Annotated in this window: 19 protein-coding genes; 9 read left to right on the top strand and 10 right to left on the bottom strand. The window is 40.0% G+C overall.

The genetic code is table 11. From position 1 onward, the window contains the following. Positions 1 to 4: 4 nt before the first annotated feature. Entirely contained in the window at positions 5 to 1501 is a 1497-nt protein-coding gene (locus ACXACJ_RS21250; protein ID WP_475136443.1) for a carboxypeptidase-like regulatory domain-containing protein, read from the top strand. A gap of 11 nt (positions 1502 to 1512) precedes the next feature. Here ACXACJ_RS21250 and feoB read toward each other — a convergent pair whose 3' ends face one another. The 3 genes from feoB to ACXACJ_RS21265 form a co-directional block, all read right to left on the bottom strand. Next, positions 1513 to 3627: a ferrous iron transport protein B gene (gene feoB / locus ACXACJ_RS21255; RefSeq protein ID WP_475136444.1), complete on the bottom strand. Its 2115-nt coding sequence runs from the start codon at positions 3625 to 3627 to the stop codon at positions 1513 to 1515. A gap of 4 nt (positions 3628 to 3631) precedes the next feature. Next, positions 3632 to 3853: a FeoA family protein gene (locus ACXACJ_RS21260; protein WP_475136445.1), complete on the bottom strand. Its 222-nt coding sequence runs from the start codon at positions 3851 to 3853 to the stop codon at positions 3632 to 3634. A 118-nt stretch (positions 3854 to 3971) separates the two neighbouring features. Beyond that, complete coding sequence (locus ACXACJ_RS21265; protein WP_475136446.1) at positions 3972 to 5321, bottom strand: HTTM domain-containing protein; 1350 nt, start codon at positions 5319 to 5321, stop codon at positions 3972 to 3974. Here ACXACJ_RS21265 and ACXACJ_RS21270 point away from each other — a divergent pair. Beyond that, complete coding sequence (locus ACXACJ_RS21270) at positions 5320 to 5541, top strand: hypothetical protein (RefSeq protein WP_475136447.1); 222 nt, start codon at positions 5320 to 5322, stop codon at positions 5539 to 5541. The two genes, ACXACJ_RS21265 and ACXACJ_RS21270, sit on opposite strands and share 2 nt — an antisense overlap. On the opposite strand, the gene ACXACJ_RS21275 is transcribed toward ACXACJ_RS21270, so the two are convergent. Then, on the bottom strand, positions 5542 to 7977 hold the full coding sequence (locus ACXACJ_RS21275) for a bifunctional UDP-N-acetylmuramoyl-tripeptide:D-alanyl-D-alanine ligase/alanine racemase (protein WP_475136448.1): 2436 nt from the start codon (positions 7975 to 7977) through the stop codon (positions 5542 to 5544). Between the two features lie 9 nt (positions 7978 to 7986). Further along, a complete protein-coding gene (locus ACXACJ_RS21280; protein ID WP_475136449.1) occupies positions 7987 to 8325 on the bottom strand; it encodes a tRNA-binding protein in 339 nt (112 codons plus the stop codon). Positions 8326 to 8454: 129 nt separating this feature from the next. Here ACXACJ_RS21280 and ACXACJ_RS21285 point away from each other — a divergent pair, with 129 nt between their 5' ends. Further along, positions 8455 to 8841 (top strand): hypothetical protein, encoded by a 387-nt coding sequence (locus ACXACJ_RS21285; RefSeq protein WP_475136450.1) that lies wholly within the window; start codon positions 8455 to 8457, stop codon positions 8839 to 8841. 77 nt (positions 8842 to 8918) lie between these two features. After that, positions 8919 to 11291: a TonB-dependent receptor gene (locus ACXACJ_RS21290; RefSeq protein ID WP_475136451.1), complete on the top strand. Its 2373-nt coding sequence runs from the start codon at positions 8919 to 8921 to the stop codon at positions 11289 to 11291. Here the strand turns inward: ACXACJ_RS21290 and ACXACJ_RS21295 are convergent. The 3 genes from ACXACJ_RS21295 to ACXACJ_RS21305 form a co-directional block, all read right to left on the bottom strand. After that, positions 11288 to 12022, bottom strand: coding sequence for a 1-(5-phosphoribosyl)-5-[(5-phosphoribosylamino)methylideneamino]imidazole-4-carboxamide isomerase (locus ACXACJ_RS21295; RefSeq protein ID WP_475136452.1), 735 nt, complete (start codon positions 12020 to 12022; stop codon positions 11288 to 11290). The genes ACXACJ_RS21290 and ACXACJ_RS21295 overlap by 4 nt on opposite strands. 198 nt (positions 12023 to 12220) lie before the next feature. Further along, positions 12221 to 12925: a response regulator transcription factor gene (locus tag ACXACJ_RS21300; RefSeq protein ID WP_475136453.1), complete on the bottom strand. Its 705-nt coding sequence runs from the start codon at positions 12923 to 12925 to the stop codon at positions 12221 to 12223. After that, entirely contained in the window at positions 12918 to 14501 is a 1584-nt protein-coding gene (locus tag ACXACJ_RS21305) for a sensor histidine kinase (protein WP_475136454.1), read from the bottom strand. The genes ACXACJ_RS21300 and ACXACJ_RS21305 overlap by 8 nt, the downstream gene beginning before the upstream one ends. Positions 14502 to 14631: 130 nt before the next feature. Here ACXACJ_RS21305 and ACXACJ_RS21310 point away from each other — a divergent pair, with 130 nt between their 5' ends. The 4 genes from ACXACJ_RS21310 to ACXACJ_RS21325 all read left to right on the top strand — a co-directional run bounded on the left by ACXACJ_RS21310 (position 14632) and on the right by ACXACJ_RS21325 (position 18560). Then, positions 14632 to 15681: a T9SS type A sorting domain-containing protein gene (locus tag ACXACJ_RS21310; protein WP_475136455.1), complete on the top strand. Its 1050-nt coding sequence runs from the start codon at positions 14632 to 14634 to the stop codon at positions 15679 to 15681. 95 nt (positions 15682 to 15776) lie between these two features. After that, positions 15777 to 17009, top strand: a complete 1233-nt coding sequence (lysA, locus tag ACXACJ_RS21315) for a diaminopimelate decarboxylase (RefSeq protein WP_475136456.1) — start codon at positions 15777 to 15779, stop codon at positions 17007 to 17009. 105 nt (positions 17010 to 17114) lie between these two features. After that, a complete protein-coding gene (locus tag ACXACJ_RS21320) occupies positions 17115 to 17534 on the top strand; it encodes a c-type cytochrome (protein ID WP_475136457.1) in 420 nt (139 codons plus the stop codon). Between the two features lie 84 nt (positions 17535 to 17618). Continuing rightward, entirely contained in the window at positions 17619 to 18560 is a 942-nt protein-coding gene (locus tag ACXACJ_RS21325) for a PE-PGRS family protein (RefSeq protein ID WP_475136458.1), read from the top strand. On the opposite strand, the gene ACXACJ_RS21330 is transcribed toward ACXACJ_RS21325, so the two are convergent. Continuing rightward, positions 18557 to 19333: a LytR/AlgR family response regulator transcription factor gene (locus ACXACJ_RS21330; RefSeq protein ID WP_475136459.1), complete on the bottom strand. Its 777-nt coding sequence runs from the start codon at positions 19331 to 19333 to the stop codon at positions 18557 to 18559. The genes ACXACJ_RS21325 and ACXACJ_RS21330 overlap by 4 nt on opposite strands. A 105-nt stretch (positions 19334 to 19438) precedes the next feature. On the opposite strand from ACXACJ_RS21330, the gene ACXACJ_RS21335 reads away from it, so the two are divergent. Then, a complete protein-coding gene (locus ACXACJ_RS21335) occupies positions 19439 to 22462 on the top strand; it encodes a PAS domain-containing protein (protein WP_475136460.1) in 3024 nt (1007 codons plus the stop codon). Positions 22463 to 22540: 78 nt separating this feature from the next. On the opposite strand, the gene ACXACJ_RS21340 is transcribed toward ACXACJ_RS21335, so the two are convergent. Then, the gene (locus ACXACJ_RS21340) at positions 22541 to 26224 is read right to left on the bottom strand and encodes a BamA/TamA family outer membrane protein (protein WP_475136461.1); all 3684 of its coding nucleotides are present in this window, start codon (positions 26222 to 26224) and stop codon (positions 22541 to 22543) included. Positions 26225 to 26248 lie beyond the last annotated feature (24 nt).

Here is a 26248-nt window from a genome sequence, read left to right on the forward strand (position 1 = left end):
GTGCATGGTCAGGAAATTTCTGGTTTCCATTTACGCATTTTGGTGTATATCTAGTCAGGCTCAGGAAGTAAATCAGTCGGTACTTGAGAAGGATGTAAACATTGAATTTAACAATGTTTCGCTTAGTGCTGCCCTGCGCCAACTGAACCGACACACTGGTATCAGCTTTTCCTACAACAATAATATCATTCCTAAAGGCGAGAAATTCTCTGCCAATTATGAAGGTGTTCCTTTGAAAATTGTACTCGAAGAAATGCTTTCTGAAGCCAATCTCTTTTATAAAGAAATAGGTTCTACGGTTGTTATTTTAAAAAGAGAAACTACTGATAGAACCATAAAAGGTAGAGTTATTGATGCCCAAACCAACTCACCTTTGGCTTATGCGAATGTATTTATTGACAATAGTACCTTGGGCGTTGCATCAGATAGTGAAGGTTATTTCGAAATGCGCGATGTGCCCAATATTGCCTTTAAGTTGGTGGTGTCTTATGTGGGCTATGTTTCCAAAACTATTCCGTTTGCAGAAAAGCAGGATATTGAGCCGCAGAGCAGTTATATTGTTGAGTTAGAATTAGAGGAAATTACGCTTGCTCCCATTCAGGTGTTGGCCAAAAAAACTTATAGACAAAGAAGGAGAGACAAGCGACTCTACAAGCGTTTTGAGGATGATTTTTTAGGTAGAGACAGCAATGCCAAGGATTGCAAAATCACCAATCCAGAAGTCTTAGATTTTATCGTGCTAGATTCTCTCGACAATTATCAGGTGGAAGCTAGCGATGTTCTTTATATCGAAAATCAAGCTATGGGTTATCGGATTGAGTATATGCTGGATGAATATACGTTTGTAAATGGAATAAAAACCAGTGTGGGGAAAGCTCAATTTGTGGAATTGGAACCCAAATCAAAAAAGCAAAATAGACGTTGGGAAGAAGCCCGTTCAAGAGCCTATTACGGTTCTGTCAATCACTTTCTTCACTCACTAATCGATGAAAGATTGAGGGAGGAAGGCTTTATGATCAACACCGTTCAGTTTGACTCTGTGACTTCTGAATACAGTACTCCTTTGAATCCCAAACCAATTTCTGAAATATTCAGGCTTCAACAGACTGATAGTGAGTTTGAATATGTTTTAGGTGTCAGTTCTGATATAGAGGTTACTTATACCAATGCTTACGAAGATGATGAGTATAAGAAGTTGTACAGAAGTAAATCAAAAACAGGCAACTATAAATACACAGATCAGAAGTCGCGTTCTACCATTTCGCTTTCCAATGACCAAAGCCTTTCTAGTTATCAGGTGGTTGGTATGGACATCAGTGATGTGCCATTATTCCAGAAGTCTGTAATCCTTTTTCAGAAGGAAAATCCCATTGTGGCGTACCCAGGGTATTTCAGCGATAAGAAAGCTGCTTTATACTTGGGCTGGTGGACTTGGGGTGGCTTGTCTGTTAAACTTCCGCTCAATTACAGGCCTTCTCAAGAAGACGACCAACCAGAATAACCTTCTTTTGCTTAAGAGAAAATGTGATAAGTGACCAATGCCGAAAGGTATGCCACGGCTGTCATGTATGCCATTTGAATCAATGGCCATTTCCATCCTTTGGTTTCTCTATAAACAATTGCCAAAGTACTCATACATTGCATAGCAAATGCGTAGAATACCATAAGAGAGAATGCTACAGCTCGAGTGTACATTGGTCCGCCTGTTTCAGGATTCTTTTCTTCTCTTAAACGTTCACGAATTGTGACTTCATCGTCATCATCAGCGCCAATACTGTAAATGGTCGACATGGTACCAACAAACACTTCTCGGGCAGCAAATGAGGTGAACAGTGCAATTCCTATTTTCCAATCGTAGCCTAAAGGACGAATGGTCGGCTCAATCATTTTGCCAAAACTACCAGCAATGGAATGCTCAAGTTTGTATGAGTTCAGGGCGATTTCGTATTCTTCTTCAGAAACATTTGTACCCAATTCTACTCTTACATTTTCTTCGGCATTTTTAAATTTCTCGCTAAAACCATAAGAAGCCAATACCCAAAGAATAATGGAAATCGCAATAATCACTTTTCCAGCTTCCAGCACAAAGGTTTTGGACTTATCAAAAATGGTTAAGCCTATGTTTTTCCAGCTTGGGATTTTATAACCAGGCAGCTCCATAATGAAGTAAGCTCGCTCGTTGGTTTTGAGAATGAACTTCATGGCAACTGCCGATAAAATAGCAGCCAGAAAACCCAACAAGTAAAGTCCCATGAGCACAAGGCCTTGAAGATTGAAGATGCCCAAAATAGGCTGATTTGGCACTACAAGGCCAATCAATATGGCATAAACAGGGAGCCTAGCCGAGCAACTCATGAAAGGGGTGACAAAGATGGTAATAAGCCTATCTTTCCAGCTTTCGATATTTCTTGTGGCCATAATTGCAGGAATTGCACAGGCCATTCCGCTGATAAGTGGCACTACAGATTTTCCGTTAAGGCCGAACTTCCTCATGAGTTTGTCCATAAGAAAAACTGCTCTTGACATATAGCCGCTTTCTTCTAAAAGAGCGATAAAGGCGAAAAGAATAGCGATTTGAGGAATAAAAACGAGTACTCCAGCCAAGCCGGCTAGAATTCCTTCCGTTAATAAATCAGTAAGTACGCCTTCTGGCAATACTGAAGATACCCAGCCGCTAAATTCGGCAATGGAACCTTCAATCAAGTCCATTGGTCCTTCTGCCCAAGCAAATATGGCTTGGAAAATTAGCATCAGAACGGTGAAGAAGATCAAGTAGCCAAAAACTGGATGGGTAGCAACTTGATCGATTTTCTGTGTAACGGATTTCTTATCTTCGTCTACCGAAGTTTTGATGTTTCGGTCTACAATGTCAGAGATGAGCTGATATCGGCCTAAAGTTTCTTGAGACTGAGTTGGAACGTCATAAAAGCCGTTTTCATCTTTGATTTTGGCGATTTTCTCTTTTTCATCTTCGCTCAAAAAACTTAGCCTTACCGACTGCTGGGCATATTGGTAAGCTCTGTAGTTTTCAGTCAGTTCAAACTCTGACTTAATATCTTCTATCGTTTTAGGCGCTAAATGATAGGTGTCGTAAAAAGGCCTCTTGTTTTTAAGTAGCGATTGGGTTAAGGCTTCTTTTAGTGTTTTAACCCCATCTCCGGAATGCGAATTGGTAGGAACAATTTTTACCCCTAAATCGATGCTTAGTCCTCTTAAATCGATATTCAACTTTTTCAGTTGAGCCACGTCCATCATGTTCAAAACTAAAATGATTGGCATGCCCAAATCCCTCATTTGAGTGAATAGAAGCAGGTTTCGCTTTAGGTTTGAAGCATCCGTTACAATAATCAGTTTATCAGGATGCTGAGGGTGATTTGGGTCCAGAAGAACGTCTTGCACAACCTGTTCATCCAAAGTTTTTGGATAAATACTGTAAGTGCCAGGAAGGTCAATGATTTCAGCTGTGGTGCCGTCAGGCAGTTTGGCAAAGCCAGATTTCTTGTCTACCGTAACCCCAGGGAAATTTCCCGTTTTTTGATTAAGGCCAGTAAGAAGATTGAAAAGAGTGGTTTTTCCTGAGTTTGGATTGCCCACCAAGGCAATTTTTGTTCTTTCAGATTTTTGCATCTAACTAATCTTCAAGCATGATACAAGCTGCTTCGTTTTTGCGAAGCGAAAGGCAGTAACCAGAAACTGCTATGGCAATTGGGTCTCCGAAGGGAGCTACCAAATCCACTTTTACCTCGGTTCCGGGTAGGCAACCCATCTCCATCAGTTTTACCGATAGCGTGTCATCATTAAATCCTTTGATGATGCCTTTCTGGTTTTTTTTCAACTCTGCCAGGCTTTTCATGGCTTGTGCTTATTTAGATTAATTATAAACAGCTGCAATTTAGCAGAGCTTATGATTATTACAAAACGATGAATCTTAATAGTCACTTAATTTCTGATAATCGTAAAAGAAAGTGGTTTTAATGATCGGTTTCTGGGGTTAAAATCCAAGTTGAATGTTTAAAGGGTTGCCATTTTACGTTGGTCAAATCTACTTCTGGGTCGATGATAGCCTTTCGTGCACTACCATTTAGGCTGATTTTGGTCGTGGCGTAAACTTCTACATCTTCTATTCCTTTTTCCTTAAAGTCTTCTTCTATTTTTTGTGCAAACTGCCAAATCATATCAGGGTGTGTAGGAACAATCGCCATTTGTTTGCGGCTTAGATAGTCGGCTGAATCAATGATGAAAGTTTCTCCTGTGGCTGGATCAACCACCTTCATTTCTAAACTGCCATACTTTACTCTAAGCATCATTCGCCATGAAAGTCGGTGGCCTTCTTCCGTCCAGAAGACATCGCCTTTAAACAGATGATGCCTTAAGGGAAGGTAAATCTGTAAACCGAAATAGCAGGCAAAAACCACGGCCAATACAAATCGACCAGCTTTGAGTTCGGTTTGTTGGTTCTTCGCTAAAGCGAGGCTTGGTTTCTTTTTGAAGAAAATTCTTCGAATTGTTTCCGGTTCAAAGAATAGAACACAAGTGCCAATCATTAGGTAGGGGAAAATCCCGATCTGAAATACTATAGAATTGAACAGATGAAAAAATAAGGAAGCAATGAAAGCGGCTACACGTGTTTTTTTCCAAAGTAAGAAGTAAATAATCAGCAGGTCGAAAATTACTCCTCCATACATAATCGACTTTTGTAGCCAATCTTCCTGCAAAGCAGAGCCAATGAGCCAATAACTCTTTTTGGAAAGTAATGCAACGTGGATAAATTGACCTTCTACCCAACCTGGATATAATTTGTTAAGAGCAGCATAAGTGAAGACAATCCAAAGCTGAATTTTAAAAATCGTAAGACACCAACGAGGGCAAGTAATGCTGACAACACTATTCCACCTTTTGGCGTCAAAAGACTTATATGCATGAGCCGGTACGGTAAGCATGAATAGGCAGAAAAGAATAAGTAAATAGTAGTGGTTGTTGTAGTAGGATTTCTGCATCCAATAAACGAGTGTCCAAAGAATGGTGAAAAGGCTGAGACTAATTCGATAATGATAACCTACCATAACGCAGAGTCCGCAAATTGCCATGGCAGCAAAGTAGAAATACATGCCGTAGCCAGGTAAAGGCTGTAGCCAATCTAAACCGATAAGGCTAAAAGTGAACTGAGGTTCAAGCAAGGCCACTCTTAGCCAGCCTGTAAGCATGGCGCCAAAGGTTTCGGCAAAAAGTAAAAAGCCGAAAATCATCCTAAACAAAATGAGCGGAGAGTTGTCTACCTGATCAAATTGGCGTTGGATGGTTTTTGAAATTAAACCGAACATGAAGCCAATCTATACATTTCTTGAATCTAATACATTCTTAGATCGTTATAAAATCATAAGTCAGCCAGAAGAACAAAAGCCTAAGCCGAAAAAGGCAGAAGAGAAAACCCAATCTAAAAAGCCTAATCAAAAGGAAGAAAAGGAGAATGACGATCCATTTGATTTCGGTGGATTTCCTAAAAATGTTCCGTTAAAAAAGAATATAGGTTGTGGAGGCTAACTATTCGGTGTAATATACCCTTTTCACCCTATCACTTACATTTGTGAGAATCTCATAGGGAATAGTATTAGCTTTTTGAGCTAGCTCGCTGATGCTCGGTTTTTCGCCAAAAACAATTGCTGGATCTCCTTCATCGGCATCTATATCCGTAATATCCACCATAGTCATGTCCATACATACGTTCCCAATAACGTTAGCCAGCTGCCCATTGATGAGCACTTGTCCGTTGCCATTGCTGAAAATGCGTGAAAAGCCATCGGCATAACCAATGGCAATGGTGGCGATTTTCATGTCATGTTCGGCCTTCCCTTTTCTGCCATAACCAATGCTTGAACCCTTTTCTACCTTTCTGATTTGAGAAATTACGGTTTTTAAGGTGCTTATTGGTTTTAGGGCTTTTTGTAAAATGCCGTTCGGTTCAATGCCATAAAGGCCAATTCCCAAACGGACCATGTCCATTTGATATTCAGGGAAACTGACAATGCCGGCCGAGTTTAAAGCGTGCTTGATTGTTTTGATACCTAAAGCTTGCTCCATCCGTTCGGCATTTTCTTTAAAAACCTCAAGTTGTTTTAGAGAGAATACTTGGTGTTCCACTTCATCAGAAGCGGCCAAATGTGTGTAAATACTCTGAACCCTTAAATTGGAGCTGCTTTTGATGTGTTCTATTAGCTCATCTAAATCGGAAGGATCAAAGCCCAATCGGTTCATTCCGGTGTTTATCGTGAAATGTCCTTTTAATACTTTGTCTTTCTTATTATAGAAATCGATGAACTGTTCGAACTGTTTGAAACTGTAAATTTCAGGTTCAATGTCAAATTCGATCAAGTTTTCTAAGTCATCTTCCGAAGGGTTAATTACCATAATAGGCAATTTGATGCCACTTTTTCTAAGTTGAACCGCTTCATCTACATACGCAACGCCCAGATAGTCAACCTTATGGAACTGTAGTAGATTGGCAATTTCTGCACCGCCACTCCCATAGGCCAGCGCTTTTACCATAATCAGTAATTTGGTGGAAGGCTTGAGCCGCTGCCGATAAACGTTCAAATTATGGGTAACAGCATCGAGATTGATTTCTAGAACAGTTTGATGAACCCGTTCCATAAACTGTTTTACAATGCGTTCGAAACCGAAACTTCTAGCGCCCTTAACCAGTATTACCTGCTTTTCGAAATGTTGAAGCGAATGAGAAAGAAACTCTTCAGTGCTTTCAAAGAATTGACTTGATTCAGGGAATAGGTTTTTGAATTGAGAAATCTCAGGCCCCACCGCATAGAACTCGTCAATCCCTTTTTCAGAGAGCAATTGAGCCACACGTTTATATGTCGATGGTTTGGCTCCAGACTGAAGAATATCGGATAGAATTAGAGCTTTCTTCTTAAAATGAGTTTGCTGGGTTAGAAAATCTAAAGCTGTTTCAAGGCCAGCTAAATCATTATTATAAGTGTCGTCAATGATATAGGTATTGTTGATGCCCTTTTTCAACTCTAGCCTCATTTTGATAGGCTTTAGGTTGTCAATGCCTGCTTGGATTTGCCCTGGTGCCCAACCGTTGAAATAGGTAAAGCAAACGCAGTGGATCATATTCTCCAAGTAGGAGTCATTTTCAGAATGAAATTGAAGCTGAAATGTTTTGTGATTATAAGTGAACTGGAAGGTTCCTTTGCCTACTCGCTCAACAGATAAGTCAGCCGTTGCATTAAACCCCCAAGAAATTAATTGCTTTGGGTGGTTTTCCAGCCTTTCAATGGCTCTTGAAATTAATGGATTGTCATTTCTGTAAAACAAGGTCTGAGCATGTTGAAAGAGAATTAGTTTTTCGTCAAGCTTCTGATCTATGTTTTCAAAATATTCCTCGTGGGCAGAACCGATATTTGTAAGTATGCCTTGCGTAGGTTGAATGATGTTTTCCAGCTTTTCCATCTCTTCAGGATTGGAAATGCCAGCTTCAAAAATTCCCACATCATGGCCTTCGTTAAGGTTCCAAACCGAAAGCGGAACGCCAATTTGAGAGTTGAAACTTTTGGGGCTTTTGCAAACATTCCAATGGGCCGAAAGCATTTGAGCTAGCCATTCTTTGACTATAGTTTTTCCGTTGCTGCCAGTTATGGCCACTACTTCTTTGTTGAATTCTTCCCGCTTTAAAGCGGCAGTGGATTGAAGAGCGGCAACCGAAGATTTAACCTGAATCACATTGGTTTCAGGCGGCATACCGCTTATCTCTTTTTCAACAATAAAATTCTTGAACCCTGAACTGGCTAATTCTTGTACAAAATTGTGCCCATCATGGTTTGGGCCAGCAATGGCAAAAAACAATGCAGCTTCAGGATCGGTAGCATTTCTGCTGTCCGTTACGAGTTGTTTGATGTCCTGATTTTCGCCTTTCGAAAGAAAGATTCCTCGGACAGCCTTATGGATTTGGTCAAGCTTCAACAGTGAAAATTAGAATAAGCGAACCCCATTTGGTACCGGTTTGTCTGGAGCGCAAAGTACTACGTTTTCGTTCTCATCTGGAAATCCTGTCACCAAAACCTCTGACATAAGGTTGGCAATTTGTTTAGGTGGAAAATTGGTTATGCATACGACTTGCTTACCGATGAGCTCTTCTTGTGAATAATGATGAGTGATTTGAGCACTTGATTTTTTAATGCCTAATTCTGGGCCCAAATCAACATGGAGAATCCATGCAGGTTTACGGGCTTTTTCAAAAGGCTGAACTTCTATGATCGTACCCACACGGATTTCTACTTTCTCGAAATCTGACCAATTTATGTGACTCATGTTGCTTATTTGAGAATGTGATTTTAACGTCTTAATAATATGTATGGGGGAAAACTAAACAAAATAAAATATCGACCGTTTAGATAATTGCGATTTTTTGTTAATTTTATCGCCCTGTGAAATAACAATATGAGCAAGAGACTACTTCGAATCGTTACTTTTGGATTGCTTGGCGTAACCGTTCACACACTTAGTGTGATGGGTCAAGAACAAGGAGAAGAAATCTTAATTCCTGTGGTAAAACATGAATATACCTCTCAGGATAGCGTTACATCGTCAGATTTTGGTGTAGAGCACAAAGCTGAAACCCGTTCAGAATCCACTACTCCTACCAACAATTTGAAATTAATTCCTTCAGATTCACATGCCATCCCAGCCGATAAATTTGCTGGCGAAAAGAAAGGTGATTCTACCAAAGTGATTAAAAAGGAAGACAATCAATCGAATTTATCTTTCAATTTTCTCTATTACATTTTTTACAAGTTCAAGCCTTCCGAAGTCTTCGAGAAAAAATAAAAACCTTTTCTACTCTGTTTTTACCTTTTGAACTTTCGTTATTGCAATAGCGTTGCATCTGCAATTACTTTGCATTCATGAATTTCAAAGGAACCCTCCTCATTCTTTTTACGCTCATTTATTCTACTGGTCTGTTCGCCCAAACGGATTGTCATATCCTTTTGTCGGGGTCGATTATTGGTGCCGACACTCAAGAAACAGTTCCTCTGGCCACTGTTGAAGTAGTTGGAACGGGTAAAAGTGCAGTGGCAGATGAGAACGGGAAATTCAAAATAGATAATCTCTGTAAGGGTAATTATCAGTTGATTGTGCGTTTTGTGGGTTATCAAACAAAAAAGGAGTTTGTTGAAATTTCTGGAAATCAGGAAATAAAGATTGAGCTGTCTCCTGAGGTCAAGGATTTGGAGGAGGTGACCGTTGAGGGAAATAAGGTTGAAGAAATAGCCACTTTGAAAAGAAATGCCTTGCAAAAGGAAGAGCTTTTTCAACGTGGGGGAGAATCTTTAGGTAAGTCTTTATCGGGGATTTCCGGAGTGAATATGCTGCAAACTGGGCCAAATATTGCCAAACCTGTAATCCACGGTTTGCACAGCAATCGAATCTTGATCTTGAACAATGGAATTCGACAAGAAGGTCAACAGTGGGGGCAAGAACATGCTCCTGAGATTGATCCTTTTGTAGCCACAAACTTAGAGTTGATCAAAGGCGCGGCAGCCGTAAAATATGGCTCTGATGCTATTGGTGGAGTAATTTTGGTGAACCCGCCAGATTTGCCCGATTCAGGTGCTCCAACAGGATCTGCAAATCTTGTTTTGGGTTCGAACAACCAAATGTATACGGGTAGCATTCAAGTAGAAGGTGGAGTTAGTGGAATAAAGGGGCTTGGATGGCGAGCTCAAACCAGTTATAAAAAGGCTGGCGATGCCCGATCTGCCAATTACAGATTGACAAACACCGGGACGTTGGAACATAACTTTTCCTTGGGCCTTGGCTATCATAAAGAAAGGGGTGGGTTGGAATTGTTCTTCAGTAGTTTCGATGCGCAGATTGGTATTTTAAGAAGTGCCCATATCGGAAACCTATCGGATTTAGAAAAGGCTATTGGAAGCGATAGGCCGTTGATCATTAACGATTTCAGTTATGAAATTTTGAACCCTCACCAACATGTAAAACATCAGCTGCTTAAGGTAAATGGGCATTTGGACAGTGATTTGGGTGAGTTTACGGTTCAGTACGGTCTTCAGCATAATGAAAGAAAGGAGTACGATATTAGAAGGGGTGGTCGTTCAAAAATTCCTGCGCTTTCTCTTGAGCTCATCACTCATACGCTTGAGTTGGATTTAAATACCAAAACAGTCAATAAATTTAAAGGAGATTTTGGAGCAAGCTTTTTATACCAAGGCAATACCAATAATCCGGAAACCGGCATTCGCCCTCTTATTCCAAACTTTGATAATTGGACTGCCGGAGCTCATGCCATCGGCCGATACATAGAGGATAAGTATGAGCTTGAAGCTGGATTGCGATATGATTTCAAACACTATTTGGTAAAGCGGTTCGATTCTCAAAAGAACTTGTTAAAGCCTGAATTTAACTTCAGCAATGTGACAGGTTCTATTGGCGCTTTATTCTTTTTGAACTCAAGCTGGAGTTTGAGGAGTAATTTAGGTACGGCCTGGAGGGCTCCTCACATTAATGAGTTGTATAGTGGTGGACTTCACCATGGTTCGGCTACTATTGAAGAAGGAAGAGACGATTTAGCCAGTGAAAAGGCAATTAAATGGATAACCGATTTAGAGCACAATTCAGATAAATATTCCTTCAACCTAGCCTTTTACTACAACTACATAAGAGATTATATTTTCTTAAGACCAGAAGATGTTGCACTAACTATTCAAGGGGCTTTTCCTCTATTAAGGTATACCCAAACGGATGCTTCGTTTGTGGGAATAGATGCAGATTTAGACTACCATTTAACCGAACACTTCGATGTAAAAGGAAAGCTTTCGTTGATTCGAGCGGAAGATTTGGTGACTCATGGTCCTTTGATCAGCATTCCTGCAAATCGACTGAATGCAGGAATAACCTATCATTTTAATGAAGGTAAATTGAAAGAGCCTTTCGTAACCTTTTCTGCGGATTTTGTAGATAAGCAACGCAACGCGCCAAGGGTGGTTACTATTGAAGAAATTTTGGAGGCGGACAAAAACGATCAGGACTTGTTTGCCAATGATCAAACCGTGTTCGATTTAACCGCCCCACCTTCTGGCTATATAAATTTGGCCATTAGCGCAGGCTTCAAAGTGCCATTAGCACATAACGATCTTTCTGTTTTCGTTTCTGGTGAAAACATCTTGAATAACGAATACCGAGATTATATGAATCGCTTGAGGTATTATGCGGCCGATATGGGAAGAAATATCAGCTTAAAGCTGAATTATACCTTCTAGTTCTTTTGGCTAACAATAAAGTCTTCTAAGTCTTTTAGGGTAAGATTGCCTTCGTAGTAAGCCCGGCCAAAAATAACGCCTTTAACGCCTATTTCTTCAAGCTTTTTGATGTCATCTATGGAACGGACACCGCCACTGGCAAGTACGAAAATGTCTTTAAAACGAGAGATGATCTCTTTGTACATTTCGAAATTTGGGCCCTCTTGAATCCCATCTTTGGCTACATCAGTGCTCTTTACATATTTGAGCCCACGCATGTAGTAATAGTTGATGTGATCAAAAAGATCGATGTCGGTGTGTTTTTGCCAGCCTTTAATGGCGATTTTACCATTCAATGCATCGGCTCCCAATGTGATCTTTTCCCTTCCGTAGGACACTAACCATGAACCAAATTGCTTTTGGTTGGTATGCGAAACAGAAGCGGCTGTAATTGAAGTGGCGCCATATTCATAGGCCTTGCTTATATCTCCATCGGTGGAGATTCCACCACTGTAATCAATCTTCAGTTTGGTATAACCTGCAATAGATTCTAGTACATGGTAATTGACAGGAGTTCCCTTTCTGGCCCCATCAAGATCTACAATATGGATTTTCTTAACGCCACATTGTTCAAACCTTCTGGCAATATCCACAGGGCTATCTTTATAAACGGTTTCGCTTGAATAATCACCTTGTTTTAAGCGAGTAAGCTTGCCATCAATAATTGATATAGAAGGTACGATTTCGATCATATAAAAGTCTCTAAAGTAGGGTTGAAATGCTTAAAACTAATCATTAATGCACCAAATGTATCAACTTGGATATTATTAATTTGTTATAAGCGGAGCCAATGAAAGTACGAAAAATATAGCTTATTTCAAAGCGCATTTCGGCTTGCTCGTCTTGAAATTGAGGCTAAATTTTAAGTTGAATATTAGATGAGTACAATGTTAATCTGCTGTACTCTCAGTGATTAGCTTAAATCCAGAGCCATGTAAGGTTATGATTTGAACTGATTCATCTTCCTTCAACATTTTTCTGAGCTTGGCAATGTAAACGTCCATACTTCGAGCGTTAAAATAGCTGTCGTCTCTCCAAATGATTTTAAGTGCAGTAGATCGGTCTAAGGGCTGATTAATGTGCAGACAAAGTAATCTTAAAAGCTCTGATTCTTTCGAAGTAAGCTTGTTCTCGTCACCATTTCGGGAAAGAATTTGCTTGTCGTAATCAAAGTGAAATGAACCAAACTCAAATACTTTTTGATCGGAAATTTGAGGGTTCTTTTCAGCGGTTCTTCTCAAAATGGCTTGAATTCTGAGCAGAAGTTCTTCCATGCTGAAAGGTTTGGTGATGTAATCATCCGCACCAATTTTAAAACCTTCGATTGTGTCTTCCTTCATCGATTTGGCCGTAAGGAAAATGATCGGAGTCACTTTGTCTTCTCTTCTGATTTCCTTTGCCATGGAAAAACCGTCCTTTTTAGGCAGCATCACATCAAAAAGGCAAAGGTCGAAAGCTTCGCGCTTAAAGGCTTTAACACCTTCTTCGCCATCGCGGCAAAGTTTTGTTTCATACCCTTTTAAAGAAAGGTATTCATTAAGGATTTGCCCTAAGTTAGGGTCGTCTTCTACGATTAAAAGTTTAAAACTAGCCATGAGTGAACGGTAAATATACTTTAAATGTGCTGCCTTTTCCAAGGTCGCTTTTCACAGAAACCGAACCCTTGTGCATTTCAACTATGTTTTTTACGTAAGATAGGCCCAAACCGAATCCTTTGATGTCGTGAACATTTCCGGTAGAAACGCGGTAGAACTTCTCAAATATTTTTTCTGTGGCTTCTTTGGTCATACCAATGCCTTTGTCAGATATTCTAATGATCACTCCGGTAGAAATGTTTTCCGTTCGAATATGAATTTCAGGAACTTCCGGAGAATACTTGTTGGCGTTGTCCAGCAGGTTGTAAATAATGTTGGTGAGGTGAACCTTGTCCGCTTCAATAATTGGGTTACTTGCCAAAAGCTGACTAGAAATGGAACCGCCTCTTTTCTGAACTACAATTTCGATATTTACTAAAGCCTTTTCGATGATATCGTGAACATCGGCACTTTCAAATTTTAGTTTGAAATCTTTCTTATCTAAACTGGCAATTTGAAGTACTTTTTCAACCTGCATGCCCAGCCTCTTGTTTTCATCACGAATCACCTGAACATAACGATCTACAATGCTTTGGTTTTGTTTCAAGTCATTATCCTGAAGTGCTTCTGCAGCAAGTGAAACCGTTGCTATTGGCGTTTTGAACTCGTGAGTCATGTTATTGATGAAATCGTTCTTGACTTCAGAAATTTTCTTCTGCCTAAGAATTACCATAATGGCGTAGGCAAAACAGCCGATTACAATAACCATAAGTAGGCCCGAAGCAGAAAGCGGCAATAAACCTTGCTTCAACAAGTATCTTCTTTGACTTGGGAAATATATGCTCAGGTAATAATCTTTCGGTACCAAATCCATCGGAAAAAGATTGGCCTGAAGATTAGAACTCTTGATTTTCATTGTGTTTTCAGGATCATCAGTATTGATCAATGGTGCATTGCCCGAATCATGCTGAATAATACCGTAATTATATTCTAAATCTATACCTCTGTTTTTCAGTTCTCGCTTTAAAAGTGTGTCCAAATCCAAAGGGTTTACTCTTTCAAAAAGATTGTTGCTTCCTTCTAAATGACTTGCCCAATCGCGCTGAATTGCTTTAAAACGTTGGTTCATTTGCTGTTCTAGCTGAAGCTTCTGGGTTTGTAAATCAGCATTCTGGTTTGGGTAGAAGGCATTTTGAGCTGGTCCAAAAACGCTAAAATCGAAAAATATATTCAGCTGTTTTGTTTCTTCGTCAAATTCAAACTGAATGGCCGATTCCATCATCATTTGATCGATTTCTGGAATTGGAGGCATTTCATTTACGCTGCCATTGTTAGCATTGATCAAACTGTCTCTGATAGAACGCAGTTGCTCTGGCGGTACGGGCATAATCTGATTCACATCACTTTGCAGAAAGTTGAAATCATTTTCCCGAGCCAGTTTATTGGCCACCTCATTAAGTGCAGACTGAACGCCTTGCGTAAAGCGTTCCTCATTCACCTTGTTTACCTCGCTAATCCAATAGAACTGAAAAACGATCAAGCCCGTCATGGCTAAACTCAGCAAGGCTATCAACCACCGTATCTTCTTTCTGCTCATGTGTCAAAAGTACTTTATTAAAATAGCTATGGTTCTGAGCTTAACAAAAATTAACATGATTTAACCACCCTTTAACATCCTCAGGGCGGTATAATAAATAGTTTTGAATCAAGGATTTAAAGGTTAAAATATGAAATGGTCAATCAATAAAAATTTAGCAAAAATTGCCATGGGTTTGATGGTGTTTTTGGCTTTAGGTTCAGGTTGGAAGGCTCAAGCGCAAACCCAAGAGCAAAGTCAGAGCAAGTCGGTTTCGATAACTACTACCGAGGATGGAAAGGTAAAATTGAAGGTGACAATGAAAGAAGGGAACGACACCAGAAATTTTGAAAAGACCTATGATAGTTACGAGGATATTCAGGCAGACCCTGATCTGGAAAAATATGGAATCGATTTGGATGCTTGGAATTTTGGTGGTGCAACAGGAGCCAGTGGGCCAACTAGCTTTATGAACTTTAGAAGCATGCCCGGAATGCCAAGTTGGGACGATGACGATAACAACTTCTTTATGTTCGACTTCGACACCGATTCTATTGGCAGCAGAATTCAGGAAATGATGAAGGATCATTTTCAGGGAAATCGCTTCTATTTCAATTTTGGCGATGGCGACAATCCGTTTATGTCAAAAATGGATTCCCTTCAAAGCCAGTTTCACTTCAATTTCGATGATGGCAAAATGTTTTTTAATGGAGATGAATTCATGAATATGGATTCCCTTCAGCAAGCTTTAAAAGACAGGTTTGGCGCTATGCAATTTGATTTTGACTTCGACAATTGGGATAACTTGGACAAGTTTCCAGGATGGAATTCCAATGAAGAAGAAACCGACAACGGATTCAGAGTAATTTCTAGATCACGAGTGTATGTAAGATCGGCCAATGAAGACGATAAAGCTTTAGCGGGGTCTGATAAAATGGAAGATTTAGCCATTAAGGACATCAGCTTTTATCCAAATCCGAGTGATGGAAAATTCAACCTTGAACTGGCAACTGCTCAAAAAGGCGCAGTTCAAGTGAAAATAATTAGCCCAACGGGTAAGAAGGTGTTTGATAAAACCAATTCAGCAGCAAGTTCTGACTTTGAGTTTAATATCGACATTTCCGACCAAGATGAGGGCGTTTATGTTCTTCAGGTAATTCAGAACAACAAAGTACTTACCAAGAGAATTATTATTGAGTAGTCTAGTTTCATAGTTAAGGTTTAAGAGGAAGGTTGGTCAATCTTCCTCTTTTTATTTTTCTACCACCTATATTTGCCCCTCAATTAATTATTAAGATGGATTTAGTAAACAACCGTTTTTCCATTCAGGGTGTAGATGTAGAAAGCTTAACAGAACAGTTTGGCACCCCTTTGTATGTGTATGATGCTGAGAAAATTTCTGAGCAATTCAACAAGTTGAACAATGCTTTTAGCGCTGTTAAACTTAAGGTGAAATACGCGGCTAAATCCCTTACTAATATTTCAATTTTAAAACTGCTGAAAAGCCTGGGCTCCGATTTGGATTGTGTTTCTATTCAGGAAGTACACTTAGGAATAAAGGCAGGCTTTACGCCAGATCAGATTCTATACACTCCAAACTGCGTTTCTTTTGCTGAAATCAAAGAAGCAGTTGCCCTTGGCGTTATGATCAATCTGGATAACATTTCTATTCTAGAGCAATTTGGCCACGAATACCACGGCACAGTTCCGGTTTGCATTCGCCTAAACCCACACATTATGGCGGGTGGAAATAAGAAAATTTCTACTGGTCATGCCGATTCTAAATTCGGAATTTCGATCTACCAACTTCAGCATATCGTGCGCGTGGTAAATACCTATGGCATCAATGTTACTGGGCTACACATGCACACTGGTTCTGATATTCTTGATGCTGAAGTTTTCTTAAGAGCAGCCGATATTCTTTTCGATGCCGCTAAAAACTTCAAGAACCTAGAGTTTATCGACTTCGGAAGTGGTTTTAAAGTAGGTTATAAAGAAGGTGATATCGTTACTGATATTGAAGAATTAGGCGAAAAATTGGGTTCTGCTTTCAATACTTTCTGTAAAGAATATGGTAAAGAGCTTGAAATGTGGTTTGAGCCAGGTAAGTTTTTGGTGAGCGAATCGGGTTATTTATTGGCGAAAACCAACGTGGTTAAAACTACTCCAGCAACTGTTTTTGTAGGGATTGATACAGGCTTAAATCACCTTATCAGGCCAATGATGTACGATGCCTATCACGAAATCTTTAATGTATCGAACCCCGAAGGAACCAAGCGAATTTACACCGTAGTAGGTTACATCTGCGAAACGGATACTTTTGGGCTGGACAGAAAAATTACGGAAGTAAAAGAGGGCGATATTATAGGCTTTAAAAATGCTGGAGCTTATTCTTTCAGCATGTCTTCAAATTATAATTCGCGATTGCGTCCTGCTGAGGTTCTCATTTATAATGGCAAAGCGCATTTGATCAGAGAAAGAGAAACTTTTGACGATCTGCTCAAAAACCAAATTGAGTTGGATATATAATTTCTGGATCGATTTATGCATAACCGAGCTAATAGTTTGGAGGCTGTTTGTTATCTTTCCGAACTAACGCGTTGAAAATTTTTACCCAATTCAGAATTTAGAAAAATGAAAAGAGTTTATATCCTTTTTGTAGTTTTTGCAGCAGCAATCGCATCTTTCAGTTTTACTAGTGCTCAAGATCCAGCTTTGAAAAAAAGTATGGAAGCTGGTAAAAGTGTGTATGATGGGCTTTGTATGGCTTGTCATCTTAATGAAGGTCAAGGTATTGCTGGTGTTTTTCCTCCTTTGGCAAAATCAGATTTCTTGATGAAAGATGCTGATAGAGCTATCAAAATTTTGATTCACGGACAGGACGGTGAACTTACCGTAAATGGCAAAAAGTACAACGGTGCTATGCCTGCTACTGGTCTTGAAGACAAAGATATTGCTGATGTTTTGAACTACGTTCGTAACTCATGGGGCAATAAGGATGAGAAAATGATTACTGCCGAAAAAGTGGCTAAAATCAGAGCGGAAAAGAAATAATTGATAAAATAACATTGTCTTAATAGCCTCAACTGAGGCTATTTTTATTTTAGGGCTTTCGTTCCTAATTAAAATCGCCTTCCTATGAAGTCAATTCAAAATACTAAGTTTTTTAAGTCTGCCTTTTTTCTGTTCACGCTCATAGCTCTAGTAGGGGCTGGTTGTAAGGAAAACGGCTCCGATCCCGATCCGATTGATTCCGAAAGTGAAATCAGTAATCGATTTTCTTTAGGCGAAAAAGTAGGTCAAATCCAATCTGCTGAAATCAATGAAGCTTCGGGTTTGGTAGAAAGTAGAACTAAATCAGGAGTGCTTTTTACCCACAACGATAGTGGAGGAGAGCCGAAGGTTTATGCTATCGATAAGGAAGGAAAAACCGTTTCTACATTAACTTTAAGCGGGGCAACAAATAGAGATTGGGAAGATATTGCCGCTGGGCCTGGGCCAGAAAATGATGTGTCTTATGTTTTTGTGGGCGACATTGGCGATAACAATGCGGTTAGAGAAAATCTTGTGATTTACAGATTTGTCGAACCAAATATGGCTGCAGATGACTTGGCTGATGAGCAAACGATCCAGACTGTGGAAGCCATTAAGTATAAATATGAAAACGGAGCTCGCGATGCGGAAACGCTAATGGTCGATCCACAAACAAAAGACATTTACATTGTTTCCAAACGTGAAGCGAAAGTTGGTTTATACGTGCTAGCCTATCCTCAGTCTACTACGGAAATGAATACCGCGAAATTCGTAACAGAAATCCCTTACACCTATTTCACTGGTGGTGAAATTTCGCCTGATGGTTCTGAAATTTTAATTAAAAACTACTTCAGTGTTTATTACTGGCCTAGAAACAATGGGCAAACCGTAGGAGAAGCTTTGGCAGAATTGCCAGAGAAGTTGCAGTACAATTCTGAACCTCAAGGAGAAGCCATCTGCTTTGCAACAGATGGCTCCGGATATTTTACTGTAAGTGAAAAGGATGGCAGTAAGCCTGTTCCTGTTCTTTTCTATAAAAGAAATTAACTAGCGCTAATCGTATTTAGCGTAGCAGTAAAGGCATTGTAATACGATCTACCTATCGGAATTTTCTTCTCGCCAAGGTGAACGTGATTTGTGTCAATTGCAGTAACAGAATCTACCTGAACTACGAATGATTTGTGAACTCTTAAGAAGCGATCTTTAGGCAGCTTGTCCGTGATTTCTTTCAGAGATTTTCTCACTGTGAAATCGCGACCATCGCTGGCGTGTAACGTGATGTGATTTCCGTCTGCTTCAATCCAAATCAAATCAGAGTATTTCACTTTTTCCAACAAACCTTTCTTCTTCACAAAGATAGAATCGTTGTTGTAAGTGGTTGGATTGCTGCTTACTAAGCTTTCACCAGAGTTTACTGCAATTCTATTTTTGTTGAAAAGAGCTACCTCAATAGCAGCGTAAACATCGTCTTTAGTGAAAGGCTTAACAATAAAGCCTAGAGGTTGTGTATGCTTTGCTCTGTTAACAGTTTCTTTATCAGAATACGATGTAATATATACAAAGGGAACTTTATACTGCTCTTGAATAATTCCTCCAAGTTCAATACCATCTTGATCTCCTTTAATTTTCACATCAAGCAACACAAGGTCGGGCCTCGATGTCTTTATGGCTTTGATAGCCTGATTTGCGGAGTTGGCAATTTCTGTTCTTTCATAACCAAAAATGCCTAGCATTTCCTGCAGGTTTTCTGCAATAAAGGGCTCATCCTCTACTATTAATATTCGAGGAGATTGGTCATAGTCATTGTCGATTATAGCCATCTGTTTTGTATTTATGCGGTTGAGGTGAATAGTTTTTTTTGTCCGTGATACGGGAAAATACTATCTTAAAATTAGACAAATTAATTCATAGAGGCCATAGTTGTTATGCAAAACGTTTTAGAGGGTCCCACAGACGAAATACCAGATTCAAATGCGAATTCGGTCAATTATAAGTCTGTGATTAACAATCTTTCAGAAGTTATTTGGAGTGTAGATCTTTCCGTAGAACCATATAAAATTATCTATTTAAACGATCCGTTGGCCAGAGTGCCAAATGGTACTTTTAAAAGAGCTCCCGAAACCATAGATGAGTGGCAAACTTTTATTCATCCCGATGATCAAGAACGTATCATGGATGAGTTGGTGAATGCCTTCAATTCTGGAAAAGGAAGCTACGCTTATCAGGTGTTGCGAGGAGATGATACTTATCGGTATGTGAGGGATTGTGTGAATGTGCTTTATCAAGACGATAAGCCCATGCGCATGGATGTGGTAACCATCGATATTGATGATGTGCGCAGGTCTCGAAGAAATTTGGAACTGAGCCAGCAGCGCCTTAAAAGCATTGTAGATTCATTGCCCGATCCTGTTTTTATTTCTACTCAGGATTCGGGAAAAGTCATTTTCGCTAACGAAGTACTTTTCCGGGTTTATGGAATGAAACCGAGCGAGTTTTTAGGGAACAAGCTTATTCATTTTTACCAAAATTTTGAAGGCAGAAGATCTTACTTGGACGGATTGGTGAAAAATGGAATGGTTCAGAATCATGAACTTATGCTCACCAATAGCAAAGGCGAATCATTTTGGGTAAGCGCATCTACCAAGCCGCTAGACTTTCAAAATGAGGCTTGCTATATCACCATTCTTCAAGATATCACCGTTCGAAAATCTCTGGAAAGGGAGCTGAAACAGAGTAATGATCGCTATCAACTTGCTGTTGAAGGAACCAATGATGTAATCTGGGAGTACGATTTCAAAAAGCGAACCTCTTACTTATCTCCCCAGTTTTGGGATACCATGGGTTTGCTTACCTCGGAAAACCCGCTTGATGAAAATTTATTGGCCAAGTTTATTCATGAAGAAGATCGAATGGATTTCATTCAGACTATTCATGACAAATTTGAGGCACAAGAAGAAGAACTTGAAATGGAAGCCCGCTTTTTGGGTGCAAACGATCGGGTGATTTGGGTTTTTATCAAGGCCAAAATCCTGTACCGTTCTGGTGGCGACCCGAAAAGAATTGTAGGCTCATTGTCTAACATCACTTCGTTAAAACAAGCTCAATCCAAGCTTCGCGAAAGTGAATTCAAATACAAACTGATTTCCGAGTATTCCAGCGATTGTATTTGCCTGCAAACGCCAGACGGTACTTTCGTATTTGTGAGCCCCGCCTGTAGCGAAGTTTTGGGGTATGAAGCCGGTGAATTGGCGGAATTGCGCATGAGAGAATTTATGGAGAAAGATCACCTGATACGTGTTTCTGAAACCATGCTCGAAGTGATTCAGCGCAAGAAGAGAACTGGAAGCGTAACTTTTAAAGCAAAACATAAAAAGGGCCATGATGTATGGCTTGAAACTCGTGGAGGTTTGATTCTGGACAACGAAGGAGAACCTCAATACCTACTCACTTCAACCCGCGATGTAACCGAAAGAATTGAAGCCGCTCAAAAGCTTTGCGAGAGCCAAGAACGCTATAAACTGATTACAGAAAATTCTCACGATGTAGTTTCTCTCATCGACCTTTCGGGGAAATACGATTTCGTTTCGCCTTCTGTTAAGGAAACGCTGGGTTACGAAATTGATGAAATGATCGGTAAGGTTGTCATAGATTTTATTCATCCAGATGATATGCCTGAGCTTGAAAGGCACATTACGGATATCGTAAGCAATAAAAAAAGAGATGAGCGATTGACTTTCCGTTTCAAGAATCGTGATGGCAATTGGCGTTGGGTAGAATGCCAAATTGGGGTAATTCTAGACGATCAGAATGAGGTGCTTTATCTGAGATCGAACAAAAGGGATGTCACCGATCAAATTGTTACCAAACAAAAACTGAAGGAAAAAGAGCAGCAATACAAACTGGTTTCAGAAAATTCTGGTGATGTGATTGCCCTGCAAGATGTGAATGGGGTGATTTCGTTTATTTCGCCTTCATGCAAAGGGCTTTTGGGCTATAGCCCAGACAATTTGTTGGGCACCAAGTTTGAAAGCTTGATTCACAGCAGTGAAAAACCTTTTGTGAAGTCGGTGATCGATCAAACGATCAAAGATCAGAGTAAGAACATCAAAGTGACTTACCGAATTCAGTCGGAAGAACTTGAATACGTTTGGGTTGAATCGTCTTACACTGCTATTGTAGACCCGAAAGGTAAATTCCTCTACTTACAATCTTCAACCCGAGATATTTCCGAGAGAATTAAGGCTTTGGAAAAGGAACGCCAACTGAGCAAGTTGAAATCTAGCTTTATTTCCATGGCTTCTCACGAATTTAGAACTCCGCTTACTACGATTCAATCGAGTAACGAGCTGATCAATATGTATTTGGAAAGTGACTCAGATTCAAATCCAAAACTGAAGAAGCACGTGGGGCGAATTCGTACTGAATTGGAGCGAATGAACTCGTTATTGAAAGATGTTTTCACGCTTGGCAGGCTCGATGTTGGCAAAACCAAACTGAAGCCAGAAATCACTTCTTTGGCAGGTATAGTAAAACAAGTGGTGCTCGAAAATTCAGTTCAGCATCAGTCAAGAAATGTAAAAATTCATATTCAAGGCGAAGAAAGGCAGGTCAATTTGGATAGTCAGCTTATGAGCCATGCGATCTCCAATTTGGTGAATAATGCTTTGAAATATTCGCCCGATAAACGCGACCCTGAAGTAACCATCATTTACTATAAAATTGGAGTTAGAGTTGAAGTAAGAGATTTTGGAATTGGTATTCCAGAGAAGGATCAAAAAGGTCTTTTTGAATCTTTCTCGCGAGCCAGCAACGTTGGTGATATTGAAGGAACCGGCCTAGGATTGATTATTGTAAAGCAGTTTGTGGAAATGCATGGCGGAACAGTTTCATTCCATAGCGAGGTAAATCAAGGAACCACTTTTGTGATAGATTTGCCCGAAGAAAATTAGACTATACAAAATAAAAGAGGCTGTCTCTAAAACTGATTTCTGAACAGTTTGAGGCAGCCTCTTTTTATAGTTTCTCTTTTAGAAGTAGAAGCCGAATTTAATCAGGGGAACAACGCCTTCTTCGGAAGCAGCAACCAAAACATTGATAGCAGCAAAATTGAAAGGTGTAATGAAAACACCTCCGCCATATCCATGGTGAATTTTGTTAGATTTTTCGCCATCTACCCAAACCATTCCTAAGTCGTTAAACAGAATCAAACCAACCTGAGAAGGCAAAAGGTACGATCTCCAATCAAATAACTTTATTCTCAAATCGAATTGGTGATACATGCTGCTTTCTCCATAAAATCTAAATCTTCTATAACCTCTTAAAGTGCTGAAACCGTCTAGTCTGGCTGCTTGGAAGAACTCAAAATCACCAAAACTTTTTTGATAGCCCATTCTTGTGGCAAAAGTTGTTCGCGAAGATTCTGTAAAGCTCCAATGGAAAGTGAAGTCTGTATTCAGCTGACTACTGTTTTTAGAATATTCCCCAATTCCGCCACTATATTGGTAATTCAAGTTAAATACAGCTCCTTTGGTTGGAATTAAAGCATTTCTGGTTCCGTCAATGTGTATCCCGATAAGGCCACCCGTGTAGAATTTACGCTCGAAGAAATTTTCGCCTTGGCCACTGCTTGCCGCGAAACTCGTGATAAAACGGTCGTTGCTATCTTCTACTTCCACGCTTCGGAAATGTGGGCCAAATTCAAGATATCCGAATTCTGTAAATGGAACCTGCAGAGTTGGTTTTACGATAAATTCTTCGAATCTGGCGCGGTAGTACGTTCTATCTAAATCTTTATTTAGCTCACTTTTATTACCCAAACCGAAGAAGTTGTTGACAAAATTCGGTACGCGAGCATCGGCCACAAGTGAAAAATCTGTTTTTCCATAAATGTCGGTTAGCTTAAGATCGTAAGAAAGATTGTAGCTCGAAGTGGCCATCGCATAATTCGCTTGAATCACTTGTTTCGATCCGTAAGGTTCTTTTCTAAACCCATCTTTCTTGATCAGAACTCCTCCACCAAGAAAAACTCCATCATCTGGATTGTAGTTGAAAGAAGCTAATGGAGCCACCAAATCGTAGTCAAATTCCTCTCGGTTATATCTGTTGATATCTAAGTCATGATCGGTGGTTAAATCTTTGGTTTCAGAGCTTTTGGTTAGAGAAGTTCCCGTTGCATAATCGTAAACCAGTGTTTTTTTGCTCCAACCTTTCACCTTGCTGTTGTCAACAATGGTGTCGTTTCCTTCGCCAGCAATAATGCGGATTTTTATGCCTTTGTCTACCTCGCCCTTAAGCTCGAATCTGTCGTCATCACCAAAGCCGAAAAGTCTGATTTCTTCCGTTTCCGAAGTTTTGAAAGTTCTATCGTAAATGATTTTATCTAGCTTTCCCTTCTTCGAAATTTTATGAATGGTGACTTTCGTGTGCTCGTCATCCAGCCTGTTGATTTCGAACAGTTCTCGTTTGTCGCTTGCTAAAACATCCACCTGTTTTGAGATGATCAGGTAATATTGCTCAGCGTATTTTTCAAGATTGTCTCTTCGGTTTTTGAGTTTTCTGATAATTTCTTCCCCGTGTAATTCGAAGATTTGTTCCGGCCATTGATGAATTGCCTTTTCAATCAACTCATCCGTTAATGCGGCTTTCAATTCTTTGGCTTGCTGAAGCCATTCTTCCAGAGAAACGCCCGTCATAAAAATACGATCGAAGTAGCGAATTCGGTACGATCCCAAACTTATCATCAGATCGATATCATCATGAAAGCCACGAAGGGCAGGCTGAGCCCATTTAGAAGAGGCTACTTTTTTGAATAGTCCTTCTCCTGCAAAAAACGCTACGTCACGGTCGCGAGGAATAGGTTTAAATAGCTTTTCATCGTCTTTTTTATTGTATTCGATCCAGCGCCATTGGTCGTCATGACGATCCCAATCACCTAGCCAGAAATCAAAGAGACGGTTTCTGGCTACAAAAATCTGGTCTACATGATTGTCGTTGTCCTTTCTTAAGGTTTCGTACAAATCAGGGCTTGACTCTACATCGTCTCCATTGCCAAAAAACGGTTCTTTGATGTTTTCTTTATTGGCCCTTTCTTCAAAAAGAGCCATAGTGTTTGCAAAATCCTTTCGGTAAATGCCAAAACGAGGATCGTCAGGAATATAAAAAGCCTGAGGATTGGTATGGAAAATACCGGCAGCTTCGGCCAATGTGGGAATCACGAACGGAGCATAAGGGTGCGAGGCCGAAATTCCATCTTGCACAATGGACTTAATAAAGGTTTCGCGCAATTCGGGAGGAAGTGTGAGCGCTGGGTTTTTATCCATGGAGCGCAAAACATACTGCTTTCCATCCTTGCCTTCTAAGCGTAACGAAATGGTTTGGTGGCCTCCTCCTCTTTGTAGAATTTTTAAGCCCCCTTTTATACTTCCCAAGTCGAAAACAGGCACTTTTACATCAGCAGCCCATTCTTTTCTATAGTTATTACCAAACAATTTCAGGTGGAGTTTACTACGCTCGAAGTATTGCTTGCTGGCAGCAAAAACGGTGTCTTTGTCTTTGAAAGAAATTTTGGAGTATTCAGCCATTAAATCTTTAGGAGAAGGCTGAAAAGGTTTGTCGGCAATGATGGCCGAATAAAGCGTTTTGGGTTCATTGTTTTCTGGTGAAACAAAAGTCAGCTTGGTTTCTCCGTTGGCGTAATAGTCCAAACGGGCAAAGCCCATGGTGTTGGTGGCGAAAACAGCATCGCCTTTTTGTTTTACGTGAGCGTTGTTCTTCGAGCCAGCTCCGCTTACAATATAATTTCTGCCATCTTTTTTAATGTACTCCAAGGCATGCTCATGGCCAGCTACATGAATCAAATCTGGGTGCTGTTTCATCAGAGCAACCATAGCTTCTTGAACTTCTTTGTATTTAGGGTGGGCAATGTCTTGAATATTGCCGAACCACTTGCGATAAAGCGGGTAAATAGAACCAATCACCGGCATAGGCAAATAAAGCGAATGCGTTTTTTTCATGGCCGTAAACGGGAAGATGTGGTCTTTAAAGCGAAAAACGCCTCCATGAATTCCGTAAGTGTACATTGGGTGGTGCGTTGCTACAATCACCTTTTTATGGATGTTTCTTAAGAGAACATCTTGAAACTGTGAAAAAACATCTGCTTTAGTAATGGCGTCACAATCTGAGCCTTCTCCTGGTTTTACGCCTCTGTGCAAGAACCATTGCACATCAACTATCACCAAGGTCATTTTTTCATTCAAATCAACTTCTACTGGGCCAGGGCAGCCTCGGCTTGGGAGCCAGAAATTTTGACTGTCTAATCTGTCTTCTACGTACTTTTCTTGCCTCAGTAACCAGTCGTAGCCATAAAGCTTGCCTTGTGCCCAATCGTGATTTCCTGGAACAAAAATTTTAGTGCCTAGAAAATCTTTTGCGGCTTCAATTTGTCCATCAATTGCTTTTTCTGAATCGTCCCTGAGTTTATGGCCTACAGGAGGCAAGCCTTTAGGATAAATGTTGTCTCCTAAAAACAATACTGCTCCATTTTTGCCGGCTTTGTCTAGCTCGCTTTTTAGTAGAGTGAGCACGGGATTTTCAATAGGTTCACCAGCATCTCCCACCAGAAATACCGAGTATATAGGTTTTTCTTCGGCTTGAAAAGCTTGGGCGTTACTGACCAAAAAAATAAAAGAGAGGATCAGGTAAATTTTCTTCATAGACACTTTTTACACGATTGGATT

The organism is Roseivirga sp. AWQ4_251 (genome assembly GCF_056158225.1).

Coding starts and splice junctions, on each gene's coding strand:
- ACXACJ_RS21265 (WP_475136446.1), bottom strand. CDS start 5,321: ATGTTCGGTTTAATTTCAAAAACCATCCAACGCCAATTTGATCAGGTA.
- ACXACJ_RS21330 (WP_475136459.1), bottom strand. CDS start 19,333: ATGGCTATAATCGACAATGACTATGACCAATCTCCTCGAATATTAATA.
- lysA (WP_475136456.1), top strand. CDS start 15,777: ATGGATTTAGTAAACAACCGTTTTTCCATTCAGGGTGTAGATGTAGAA.
- ACXACJ_RS21340 (WP_475136461.1), bottom strand. CDS start 26,224: ATGAAGAAAATTTACCTGATCCTCTCTTTTATTTTTTTGGTCAGTAAC.
- ACXACJ_RS21300 (WP_475136453.1), bottom strand. CDS start 12,925: ATGGCTAGTTTTAAACTTTTAATCGTAGAAGACGACCCTAACTTAGGG.
- ACXACJ_RS21290 (WP_475136451.1), top strand. CDS start 8,919: ATGAATTTCAAAGGAACCCTCCTCATTCTTTTTACGCTCATTTATTCT.
- ACXACJ_RS21305 (WP_475136454.1), bottom strand. CDS start 14,501: ATGAGCAGAAAGAAGATACGGTGGTTGATAGCCTTGCTGAGTTTAGCC.
- ACXACJ_RS21335 (WP_475136460.1), top strand. CDS start 19,439: ATGCAAAACGTTTTAGAGGGTCCCACAGACGAAATACCAGATTCAAAT.
- ACXACJ_RS21285 (WP_475136450.1), top strand. CDS start 8,455: ATGAGCAAGAGACTACTTCGAATCGTTACTTTTGGATTGCTTGGCGTA.
- ACXACJ_RS21310 (WP_475136455.1), top strand. CDS start 14,632: ATGAAATGGTCAATCAATAAAAATTTAGCAAAAATTGCCATGGGTTTG.
- ACXACJ_RS21260 (WP_475136445.1), bottom strand. CDS start 3,853: ATGAAAAGCCTGGCAGAGTTGAAAAAAAACCAGAAAGGCATCATCAAA.
- feoB (WP_475136444.1), bottom strand. CDS start 3,627: ATGCAAAAATCTGAAAGAACAAAAATTGCCTTGGTGGGCAATCCAAAC.
- ACXACJ_RS21295 (WP_475136452.1), bottom strand. CDS start 12,022: ATGATCGAAATCGTACCTTCTATATCAATTATTGATGGCAAGCTTACT.
- ACXACJ_RS21270 (WP_475136447.1), top strand. CDS start 5,320: ATGAAGCCAATCTATACATTTCTTGAATCTAATACATTCTTAGATCGT.
- ACXACJ_RS21325 (WP_475136458.1), top strand. CDS start 17,619: ATGAAGTCAATTCAAAATACTAAGTTTTTTAAGTCTGCCTTTTTTCTG.
- ACXACJ_RS21250 (WP_475136443.1), top strand. CDS start 5: ATGGTCAGGAAATTTCTGGTTTCCATTTACGCATTTTGGTGTATATCT.
- ACXACJ_RS21320 (WP_475136457.1), top strand. CDS start 17,115: ATGAAAAGAGTTTATATCCTTTTTGTAGTTTTTGCAGCAGCAATCGCA.
- ACXACJ_RS21280 (WP_475136449.1), bottom strand. CDS start 8,325: ATGAGTCACATAAATTGGTCAGATTTCGAGAAAGTAGAAATCCGTGTG.